The organism is Streptomyces sp. NPDC058576, assembly GCF_042718715.1.
GTDB lineage: Bacteria > Actinomycetota > Actinomycetes > Streptomycetales > Streptomycetaceae > Streptomyces.
Map to the genome: position 1 here is coordinate 233,837 of NZ_JBHXPF010000005.1, position 10,135 is coordinate 243,971.

7 protein-coding genes are annotated in these 10,135 nt (G+C 74.1%); 3 read left to right on the forward strand and 4 right to left on the reverse strand.

Features of this window, described 5'->3' with window-relative positions:
- Positions 1 to 80: 80 nt before the first annotated feature.
- Positions 81 to 2,006 carry an AMP-dependent synthetase/ligase gene (locus ACFWRV_RS06500; protein ID WP_384329088.1) on the forward strand — a complete coding sequence of 642 codons (1,926 nt, stop codon included), beginning with the start codon at positions 81 to 83 and terminating at the stop codon, positions 2,004 to 2,006.
- A gap of 104 nt (positions 2,007 to 2,110) precedes the next feature.
- Here the strand turns inward: ACFWRV_RS06500 and ACFWRV_RS06505 are convergent, their stop codons facing one another.
- Positions 2,111 to 3,574, reverse strand: coding sequence for a helix-turn-helix domain-containing protein (locus ACFWRV_RS06505; RefSeq protein WP_384329190.1), 1,464 nt, complete (start codon positions 3,572 to 3,574; stop codon positions 2,111 to 2,113).
- A 362-nt stretch (positions 3,575 to 3,936) separates the two neighbouring features.
- Here ACFWRV_RS06505 and dnaN point away from each other — a divergent pair, with 362 nt between their 5' ends.
- Positions 3,937 to 5,103 carry a DNA polymerase III subunit beta gene (gene dnaN / locus ACFWRV_RS06510; protein WP_384329091.1) on the forward strand — a complete coding sequence of 389 codons (1,167 nt, stop codon included), beginning with the start codon at positions 3,937 to 3,939 and terminating at the stop codon, positions 5,101 to 5,103.
- Positions 5,104 to 5,160: 57 nt separating this feature from the next.
- On the opposite strand, the gene ACFWRV_RS06515 is transcribed toward dnaN, so the two are convergent.
- The 3 genes from ACFWRV_RS06515 to ACFWRV_RS06525 all read right to left on the reverse strand — a co-directional run bounded on the left by ACFWRV_RS06515 (position 5,161) and on the right by ACFWRV_RS06525 (position 7,910).
- Complete coding sequence (locus ACFWRV_RS06515; RefSeq protein WP_384329094.1) at positions 5,161 to 6,183, reverse strand: CU044_5270 family protein; 1,023 nt, start codon at positions 6,181 to 6,183, stop codon at positions 5,161 to 5,163.
- Positions 6,180 to 6,833, reverse strand: coding sequence for an RNA polymerase sigma factor (locus ACFWRV_RS06520; protein WP_384329097.1), 654 nt, complete (start codon positions 6,831 to 6,833; stop codon positions 6,180 to 6,182). The genes ACFWRV_RS06515 and ACFWRV_RS06520 overlap by 4 nt, the downstream gene beginning before the upstream one ends.
- A gap of 192 nt (positions 6,834 to 7,025) precedes the next feature.
- Positions 7,026 to 7,910 (reverse strand): glycoside hydrolase family 19 protein, encoded by an 885-nt coding sequence (locus tag ACFWRV_RS06525; protein ID WP_384329100.1) that lies wholly within the window; start codon positions 7,908 to 7,910, stop codon positions 7,026 to 7,028.
- A gap of 537 nt (positions 7,911 to 8,447) precedes the next feature.
- On the opposite strand from ACFWRV_RS06525, the gene ACFWRV_RS06530 reads away from it, so the two are divergent.
- Positions 8,448 to 9,977, forward strand: coding sequence for a substrate-binding domain-containing protein (locus ACFWRV_RS06530; protein ID WP_384329103.1), 1,530 nt, complete (start codon positions 8,448 to 8,450; stop codon positions 9,975 to 9,977).
- The last annotated feature ends 158 nt before the right edge of the window (positions 9,978 to 10,135 follow it).

The window sequence follows — 10,135 nt, forward strand, 5'->3', positions numbered from 1 at the left end:
CGGTGCTGACGTGTCCTGTCATCCCCAGGACGCCGTCCCCGTCCCTAGCGTCGGACGTACCGTGACCCTGGAGGCTCCCGATGCCCGAGCCCGACGCCCTCTCGTCCCCGTACCCCTCCGCTTCCCCCGGGACCGCCGTCCCGCCGCCCACGCTCGCCGCGCTCGCGGACTGGGCGGGCGCGCGCTACGGCGGCCGGCCCGCCCTGCGCTTCCGCTCCCCCGACGATCCGAAGGGATGGCAGGAGGTCTCGTACGGACAACTGCGCACCCTGGTCCGGACCGTGGCGCGCGGGCTGATGGGCCTGGGGGTCGCGCCGGGCGACCGGGTGGCGATCCTCGCGGAGACCCGGCCGGAGTGGACGTACGCCCACCTCGGCGTCCTCACGGCGGGCGCGGTGATGGTGCCCGTGTACCCGACGGCGGGGGACGAGGAGGTGGTGTGGGTCCTGGGCGACTCCGGCGCCACCGTGGTGATCTGCGAGGACGCCGTACAGGGCAAGAAGGTAGAGCGGCTGCGCGACCGGCTTCCCGGGGTCCGGGCCGTCGTGCTGATGTCCGGGGCCACGCAGGAGAGCCTCGCCCTGCTCGAACTCCCCGGGCCGGACGCCGAATCCGCGCTCGACGTCCACAGCACACCCGGCAGCTCCGACCCGCTCGACGACCTCGACGCGCGGATCGCCGCCCGGAGCGCCGACGACCTCGCGACCATCGTCTACACCTCCGGCACCACCGGCCCGCCCAAGGGCTGCCGGGTCACGCACGGCAACATCGCCGGCGTCCGCGACGGCACCCTCGACCTCATCCCCTCCGAGGAGGGCGACAGCACGTACCTCTACCTGCCCCTCGCCCACACCATGGCGCAGCTCGTCGCGTTCAAGACGCTGCTCCAGGGCACGACGCTGATCTACTTCGGCGGCCGGATCGAGGACGTGGTCGGGGAACTCGCCGAGGCCCGTCCCACCCATCTGCCGTCCGTGCCCCGGCTGTTCGAGAAGGTGCACTCCGTGGTCCTGTCCCTCGCGGAGGGCCAGGAGGGGGGCCGGGAACGCTTCGAGGAGGCGGTACGGACCGGGGTCGCGGTCGCGGAGCTGCGTGAGCGCGGCGAGGAGCCGGACGCGGAGCTGGCGCGGGCCTGGCGGGAAGCCGACGAGCGGCTGTTCTCCCTGGTGCGGGGCGCGTTCGGGGGACGACTGAAGTGGGCGCTGACCGGGGCGGCGCCGATCGCGCCCGCGACGCTGGACTTCCTGCGCGCCTGCGGCATCGCGATCTTCGAGGGGTACGGGATGACCGAGTCCGGCGGGGTGATCTCCCTCAACCACCCGGCCGCTCTCCGCTACGGCTCCGTGGGCCGCCCGATGCCCGGCTGCGAGGTCCGGATCGACAGCCCGGGGCACGACGCGAGCGGGGACGGAGCGGGCGGCGGCGTCGGTCCGGGCGCCGAGGGCGAGGTCCTCACCCGCGGCCCGCACGTCTTCGACGGCTACCACGGCGACCCGGCGGCCACCTCGGCCGTGCTGGACGCCGACGGCTGGCTGCGCACCGGGGACCTCGGGCACCTCGACGAGGACGGCTATCTCTTCATCACCGGCCGCCGCAAGGACCTGATCATCACCTCCGGCGGCAAGAACCTCACGCCCACGCTCACCGAGTTCGCCCTCCAGCGGTCCCGGTTCGTCTCGCGCGCGGTGATGGTCGGCGACCGGCGTCCGCACCCGGTCGCCCTGATCACGCTCGACACCGACGAACTGCGCGGCTGGGCGGAGCGGGAGGGCGTCCGGCTCGACCCGCGTCCGGCCCGGGACGAGCGGGTGCGGAAGCTGGTCCAGGAAGCGGTCGACACGGCGAACGCCCAGCTCTCCCGGCCGGCCAGGATCCGCGCCTTCGCCCTGCTCGACGAGGACTTCGACGTGACGGGCGGCCTGCTCACCCCGAGCCTCAAGGTCCGCCGCCCCGCCGTCCTCGCCCGCTACGCGCGGGAGATCGACGCACTGTACGGAAGTGAGTGATGGACGACAACGCCGGAGGGCGCCCTCCCCGCTCGAACGGAGCCGAGAGCTCGGGGGAGCGCGTGCCGGGGCCCGCGAGCCCGACCTGATCCAACCGACCCGCCCTAGGCGCTCGCCGAAAGGTCCCTGGCCCGCAGCGCCAGCCACAGGTCGTAACGGGCGCTCGGGGGCCGCAACAGCGAGCGCTGGAGCACCGTTTCGAGCCGGGTGAGGCGCTTGCGGGCCCCGGGCACGGAGATGCCCAGCTCGGCGGCGGCCGGTCCGAGGCGGCCCTCGCACCGGAGCCAGGTGCGCAGGGTCTCCTCGGCGGCGTGGACCGGGGCCAGTTGCCGGTCGGCCCACTCCTGCACGGCGGGGCGGCGCAGGATCTCGTCGAGCCCCTGCGCCGCCTTTCCCGTACCGGGTCCGGCGGGGTCGTCCGGGACGGACTCCGGAGTGCACGCCGGGGCGGGGGTGGCGCGGACGCGCAGCGCCAGGTCCAGGGCGGACTGGTCGGCCAGCCGGTGCAGGTCGAGGCCGAGCAGCTCGCCGATGAGCCGCAGCCGGGCGGCGAGGGTGTTGCGGTGGACCTTGAGGTGGTCGGTCGCGTGCGACGAGAACGCCAGCCAGGAGGCGGCCGTGGCCAGCAGCTCCTGGCTCCCGGGGTCCTGCGGGCGGCGCGGCACATGGGTCAGGAGCGGGGTCAGCAGCGCGTTCGCCCACCGGCGGCCGGCCGGTCCGACGACGAGCGCGGAGTCCGGCGACACCCCGAACCGGGCGTGCCGGGCGGGCAGTTCGCGGGCGACGGCGAGGGCGTGGAAGGCCTGGCGGTAGCCGGTCGCGGTGTCGGCGAGCGGCACGGGCTCGCTGACGCCCACCACACAGTCGCCCACCCGGGCGGCGACGGTCGCGTCGGTCGTGACGGCGCCCGGCTCCGGCTCCTTCGCGGGCATCACCAGGATGAGGTGGCGGGCGTAGACGGGACACCGCACGATCCAGGAGCGGCCGCCGTCCGCGTCCGCGCAGACCCGGGCCACCTCGTCGCGCCCGTCGCCGGAGCACTCCACGACGCACACCCGTACCGGATCGGGCAGCCGGGGCCGCAGCGCGCCGGCGACCTGCTGGGCGACGGAGAGCTGGCCCGTCATCAGCAGGTGCAGCACCGCCTCGCGGCCCCGGGACTCGGCGAGGTCCACCCGGCGGCGCTTGCGCTCCAGCGTCTCGGCCTGCCGGCACAGGGACAGCGGCAGGACCACGTCGGCCAGCAGCGTGGCGAGCCCGGCGGCCACGGGCCGAGGGGTGACGACGGCCAGCACGGGGGCCGTGTGGTCGCCCGCGCTCAGGGGGAACAGCAGGGCCGTGTGCGCCCCGGTGTCCAGGGAATACGCCTGCGCCCCGCGTTCGGTGAGGGCGCTCGCGCCCTCGGCGACCAGCCCCGCGACGTCGGGAACCTTCGCCCCCGCCGTCCGGGCCGCCGCCGCGTGCAGCACCGTCCCGTCCGGCCCGACGAGCCCGGCCCACCCCTCGGCCCGCCCGGCCAGCCAGCGCAGCAGCTCGGCCGTTCCGCCGGTGCGGGCCAGCCGGTGCATCCGCAGAAGATCGTCCGCACGCTCCCGTACTCGCATCCGTCCCCCGTTCCCGCCGTACCCGCCCAGGACCGGGTCGCAGCACCGGTGGCCCCGGCCCGCCCGACTGTGCGGACCGATACCCCCGCGGCCGCCCCACTGGGCGCATTGAACCTCCCGTCTCCCTACCCCTCGTTCTATCGTCCGAACGTGTTCCGGCACGTCGGGGGAGACGGGGGAAACGCCGGAACACGGGGAACGCGGCGGCAGCGGCTCACGGGGGTGGTCGCTGTCGTCGGTTCCACCCACGCGATTGTCAGTGGTGCCTTCTAACGTCGTACGCGGGAGCCGACTTCCGGTTGCCGACGTCCGAGGAAAGGCGCCCCATGGAGTTCCGCATCGAGCGCAGTGCGCTGACCGAGGCCGTGTCCTGGGCGGCCCGCGTGCTGCCCGTGCGCTCGCCCGTCCCCGTCCTGGGCGGGCTGCTGCTGGACACCGAAGCCGCGGACGGGGGCGGGCGGCTGCGGATCTCCGGGCTCGACTACGAGGCGTCCGCACGCGTCGACGTGGAGGCCGAGGTCCTGCGGCCGGGGAAGGTGCTCGTCATGGGGCGGCGGCTGCTCGACATCTGCAAGGTGCTGCCCGAGGGCCCCGTGGAGTGCGCGGTGGAGGGCTCGCGGTTCACGGTGTCGGGCGACGGGGCCCGGTTCGGCCTCTCCGTCCTGCCGCTGGACGACTACCCGGCGCTGCCCCCGCTCCCGCGGGTGCGGGGCGCGGTGGACGCGGAGCTGTTCGCGGCGGCGGTGGCCGATGTGGCGGTGGCCGCGGGGCGCGACGACACGCTGCCCGTGCTCACCGGCATCCGGCTGGGGCTCGACGGCGACACGATGACACTCGCCGCGACCGACCGGTATCGCTTCGCCGTCCGGACCCTCCCGTGGAAGGCGACCTCCGCCGGCGAGAGCGCCGACGTCATCGTCTCCGCCCGCCGGCTCACCGAAATCGCCCGCTCGCTGAGCCGCTCCGGGCTGGTGAGCGTCGCCCTGGACGCCGGTTCGGCGGGCTTCGAGCACGCGGGGAGGCGGACCACCGTCCGGCTCCTGGAGGGCCGGCTGCCGCGCCACGAGAAGCTGTTCGCGATGGAGGACCCGGCCGTCGCGGTGGTGGACCGGGCCCGGCTGACGGAGGCCGTCAAGCGGGTCTCCGTCGTCGCCGACGGGGACAGCCCGGTGCAGATGACCTTCTCGCGCGCCGACGCCTCCGTGACCCTCCGGGCGGGTTACGAGGACGATGTGGCGTCCCAGCGGCTGCCGGCCGATCTGGCGGGGGCCGAGGAGCTGACGGTGGCCTTCAACCCCGGGTATCTGGCGGATGCCCTGGCCTCCTTCGCGGCGCCGTCCCTGCGGCTCCTGCTGCTCGGGGCCGGGCAGCGCGCGATGATCACGGACGCGGCGGGCCCTGAGGAGACGGTCACGGCGGGGGCGGGCACGGGAGGGGCGGGCACGGGCACCCACCGGCATCTGCTGATGTCGGTGAAGCCGCAGTTGGCGTGATGCCCCGGGGCCGCCCCGCCCGTCCCACCGCCCCCGTCCGTGCCCGCCTCGCGGGTGTCAGCCCTTCGGCCGGACACCCGCCTCGTCGACCACCGCCGTCTCGATCACGGCACTGTCACCGAGCAGGTCGCCTTTCTTCCCGTACGCGGTGTCCCTGGTCAGATAGGCGCGCGAGCCCAGGTAGGTCAGCCCGTCCCGGTCGAAGACCCACTCCGTGTGCGTGGCGGACCGGGCGTCCTCGCGGGCGATGCCCACGCCCTTGCGGCCCAGCGCGTCCACCGCGTCGGGCGCCTCGGTGACGCCGGGGATGAGGGCGACGGCCTCGAAGAGCGCGGCGGCGGTGTCGGGCGGGAGGAGCGGGTCGCCGATCAGGCCCCCGATCGACACGAAGACGGCGTGGTCGTGGTCCTCCTCCTCGAACTTCGGGGTCAGCTCGGTGAGATAGTCCAGCAGCTGCCGCGGATCGGTCGGCAGGGTGGCCAGCCAGCGGTAGGTGGGCCGGGAGAGGCCCGGCCGGGTGCCCTCGCTGTCGCCCAGCTCGGCGTTGATGGGCAGGGTCTCCCCGTCCGTGCGGGACAGGCCGAGCTTCTTCTGCGGGCCGGGCCTCTGCGAGAGCCAGGACTCCGACTCCTTCAGCGGGCCGACCACCAGCGTGCCGCTCGTCAGGTCGACGTCCCGGCCCGTGCCGCGCACGTAGCCGAACTGGTCGTCGCGGACCGGCAGGGCCTCGCCCTTCCCCGCGGCGTCCGAGATGCGGTGGAGCACCTGGGACACCGACCGGGCGTCCCCGGCGTCTTGTGGGGCGCCGCTCTGCGCGGAGTAGCCCACGACCAGTGCCCCGGCCAGGGCCAGCGCGGTGACGGGCGCCAGGAAGGAGAGCCGCAGCAGGCGCGGCCGGGCGGGGCTCCCAGCCCGCTCCCGGGTTCGGGCGGTGTCGTCGTCGATCAGGTTCATCAGGCGTTCCCTGTGGTGCTCGTGACGGCCCGGCGGGAGGTCGGTCCCGGGGGCCGGCGGCAGCAGCCGCGCCAGTTCGGCGCGTTCGGCCGCGTACGCTTCGCGGCCGTTGTCGGTGCCCGTCATCGCGATCCCCTCTCGCTCGGCAGGGCGACGGCTGCCGCCCTGCCTCCTACCTCTCCGCGGCCCTTGCCGGGTTCCCGGCCGGTGTCGCTGCCCCGTCGTTCCTCCGCCAGGCGCTCGTCCGCCAGGGCGCGCAGCCGCTTCCGGGCGCGGGAGAGCCGGGAGCGTACGGTGCCCACGGGCACGCCGAGCGCGTCCGCGGTCTGCGCGTAGTCGAGCCCGGCCCAGACGCAGAGCGCCAGGACCTCCCGCTCGGGCTGCCGGAGCCGGTCGAGCACCGCGCGTACGGCCGCCAGCTCCCGCCGGTGGTCCAGCCGTTCGGCCGAGGCCTCGGCGAAGTCCTCGGTCTCCTTCGGCTTCGGCTGCCGGGCCAGGAACGCGAGCCTGCGGCCGACGCCACGCCGGTGGTTGCGCGCCTTGTTGGTGGCGATGCCGAGGAGCCAGGGCCCCAGCGAACCGCCCTCCGGATCGACCTGTTCCCGGGTGCGCCAGGCGCTGAGGAAGGTCTCCGACATCACGTCCTCGGCGGTCGAGAGGTCCCCGGTGAGCCGGGCGGCGTGCCGGTGGACGGTGGCCGCGTACCGGTCGTAGAGGTCCGCGAAGGCCGCCCGGTCACCGGCCCGGATGCGCTCGCGCGCTTCGATGTGTTCCACGCCCTGTACCTCTCCGCACCCCCGGGCCGGTTCCCGTGGCCCGCGTCACAGGGCTGGCGCTGGGCGGGAGGGCCCGGCCGTCCATCCTGCCGACCCGGAGCCCCGGACGCCGAAGCGGGGGGTGCGCTCCGGCTTCCGCCGGACGCACCCCCCGCTCGGGTGGGGCTCGCAGGTCCTCGTGAGGACCGGGGGTCAGCAGCTCAGGTTCGAGCCGGTGGTGGTGCCGAGAACCTGGGTGAAGGCGGTGAACTTGTCGATCCGGCTCTGGACCTGGGCCGGGTTGCCGCCGTTGCACTCGATCGCGCCGTTGATGGACCGGATGGTCTCGCCGAAGCCGGCGTTGTTCACGATGGCGTTGTGGCCGGTCATGGTGCCGGGGCCGCTCTGGGTGTTCCAGTACCAGAGGCCGGTCTTCCAGGCGATGGCGGCGTTCTGCTCGACCAGGTAGGGGTTGTTCAGCAGGTCGATGCCGAGCGCGTCACCGGCGGCCTTGTAGTTGAAGTTCCAGCTCAGCTGGATGGGGCCCTTGCCGTAGTACGCGGACTGGCCGGCCGGGCAGCCGTAGGGCTGGCTCGCGTCGCAGTAGTGCGGGTAGTTCGCCTCGTTGACTTCCTTGATGTACACCAGTCCGCCGGTCTCGTGGCTGACGTTGGCGAGGAAGGCGGCGGCCTCGCGCTTCTTGATCTCGTCGCTGCCGGTGTTGGCGAAGGCCGGGTAGGCGGACAGGGCGTCGGTCAGGCCCTGGTAGGTGTAGAAGGGGTTCCGGTTCGGGAACATCTGGTTGAACTGGGCCTCGCTGACGACGAAGCCGTTGTTCTGACCGGGCTCCTCACCGCCGCCGCCGCAGGCTCCGTTGTCGGCCCAGACGTCGGAGGAACCCGGCTTCTCGTTCTGGGTCCACCACTTGGCGGTGTAGTTGCGGCCGTTGTGGGAGGCGGTACCACCTCCGGTGTAGACGGAGGAGGAGTTCCAGGCCGCGGCACACGTGGCGGCCTGCGCGGTCGCGGCGGGGAGGACGACGAGACCCGCGACGATCGCGCCTAGCGCGACCAGCAGGGCCATGACACGTCGCATCACGTGATCACACTCCTTGGGACGCGGCGCGCCGTCCGGCCGTGCGCCGCTGTGGGGGGTGCCCGACACTCAAGCGAGCATGGTCTGGACCTGTCAAGGTCTAGACCATGCTCGAAAAGCGCGCGGATTCCGCCACCCCCGGCCGCGGCGACCCGGGGCGATCGCGTCAAGAGCGCTCCCAACAGCCCCGATTCCGGAAGGAGTCCATCCGGATCCCCCGCGAACGAGGCCGGCCCCGAAAGTAAAATCTTCCGGCCCGCCCAGCATGCGGACGGTTCGGGATCAGCAGGTGAGCCCGGACCCGGGGCCACTCCGGCGATGCCGGTGACGCGCTCGTACCGCTCCACCCGCGCGGCCCCGCGGCAGTCGGCCGTCGGCCGTCGGCCGTCGGCCGTCGGCCGTCGGGCGAACAGCGGGAGAACAACGGCCGACACTCTCCTTCGGCCCCTCCCGCTCCTCCTCCTGCCCGCCTACGGTGACTCGCACCGACGCGCCGGCACGGGGACCGGACGCGCGGGCGCGGACGACCGGGGGGCAGCCGTGGAGTGGTTCAGCGCCGAGAACGTCGTGGCCGTACTCACCGCCGTCCTGGGCGTCCTGGCCTCGATCGGCGTGCTCTGGTACGAGCGCCGGGTCCCGCGCCGCAAACGCATCGGCTACCGCGTCCAGATGGACACCCCGATAGGCAGCGACGTGAGCCAGGGCCGGGCCAACGTACGGCTCGGCCTGTTCAGCGAGACCCCCGACATGTCGGACGCCACGCTGGTCCTCCTGCGCATCGAGAACGACGGCTCGTCGTCCATCGCCGACAGCGACTACACGGGGCGCGAACTGCACGGCCTGACCGCTGAGTTCACCGGCCGAACCGTACGCGGCATCGCGGTGACCCAGCCGCCCGGCGCGGTGCACCTCATGGAGCATTTCACCCCGGCCGCCGGCATGCGGCACACCGGATCGCTCATCCGGCTCCCCCGCGTCCCGCTGAACCGGGGCGAGCACTACAAGTTGCTCGTGCTGCTGACGGGCGCGGACGTCGGCAGCCCGATCCGGATCACCGGTGGCATCCGGGACGGCGAGGTGACGGTCAACCGCGCCGCCCGCCCCGACGACAAGCCGCCGCTGTTCGGCCGGGCCGCCCGTCTGATCACCGTGACGCTGACCGTCTGCGTGGTCGTCCTCGCCACGATCATCCTGGTCCGGGACGACTCCCCGCCGCCGCTCGACTGCGCCCGGGGCGACCTCCGGGTGACCGGGTCGACCGCCTTCGCCCCCGTCGTCCGGGAGCTGGCCACGACGTACATGAAGCAGTGCGAGGGCTCCCGCGTCGAGGTGGACCCGCGGGGCAGCAACTCCGGCATCCGCGAACTGGCGGACGAGGGCGCGCGCGCCGGGAGATCCGGTTCGCCCGCGCTGGTGGCCCTCTCGGACGGTCCGAAACCGCCGGGCCACCCGGAGCTGCGTGAGACCCGCGTCGCCGTGTCGCTGTTCTCCCTCGTCGTGAACGACCGGGTGCCGGTGCGCGACCTCGCCCTCGACGACATCCGCCGCGTCTACGCGGGCGAGGTCCGCAACTGGCGCGAGCTGGGCGGCCCCGATCTGGAGATCCTCCTCGTCAGCCGGGACGCCAACTCCGGCACCCGGGAGGTGTTCCAGCGACGGGTCCTGGACCGCAACGAGCCCGCCCAGTCCTCCCGCGACTGCGCCACCAAGGACGATCCGAGGGCCCCGGTCGTACGCTGCGAACTCGACAGCACCGAGCAGGTCCTGGCCACCGTCGCCCGGCTGGACGGCGCCCTCGGCTACAGCGAACTGCGCTCCGGCAGTGAGCCGCGCGGAGTGCACCGGATCGCGATCGACGGCGCCACCCCGTCCGTGGACACGATCGGCACCGGCTCCTACCCGTACCGGGAGATCGAGTACGCCTACACCTACGGCCGCCCGCCCGCCGACTCGCTGGCCTCCAGCTTCCTCGGCTATCTGAGCCGGGGCCGCGGCCAGGACGTCATCCAGATCCACGGCCACCTGCCGTGCGCGACCCCGAAGGGGCTGCGGGTCTGCGGCGAGGAGTGAGGCTCCACCGCCTGCACCGGGGGGGGCCCGGGGCCCGGGGACTCCGCCCCGGGGCCCCCCCCCCCGGGCCCGCCCCGCGGCGGGGGGGCCCCCCCGCCCGACCGGCGGGCACGCGCGGACAACTACCACTTCCCGGACGACCGCAAGCGGTGCCTGGC

Excerpts from the sequence above, each read along its gene's own strand:
- ACFWRV_RS06500 (WP_384329088.1), top strand. The coding sequence starts at position 81 with ATGCCCGAGCCCGACGCCCTCTCGTCCCCGTACCCCTCCGCTTCCCCC.
- ACFWRV_RS06505 (WP_384329190.1), bottom strand. The coding sequence starts at position 3,574 with ATGCACCGGCTGGCCCGCACCGGCGGAACGGCCGAGCTGCTGCGCTGG.
- dnaN (WP_384329091.1), top strand. The coding sequence starts at position 3,937 with ATGGAGTTCCGCATCGAGCGCAGTGCGCTGACCGAGGCCGTGTCCTGG.
- ACFWRV_RS06515 (WP_384329094.1), bottom strand. The coding sequence starts at position 6,183 with ATGACGGGCACCGACAACGGCCGCGAAGCGTACGCGGCCGAACGCGCC.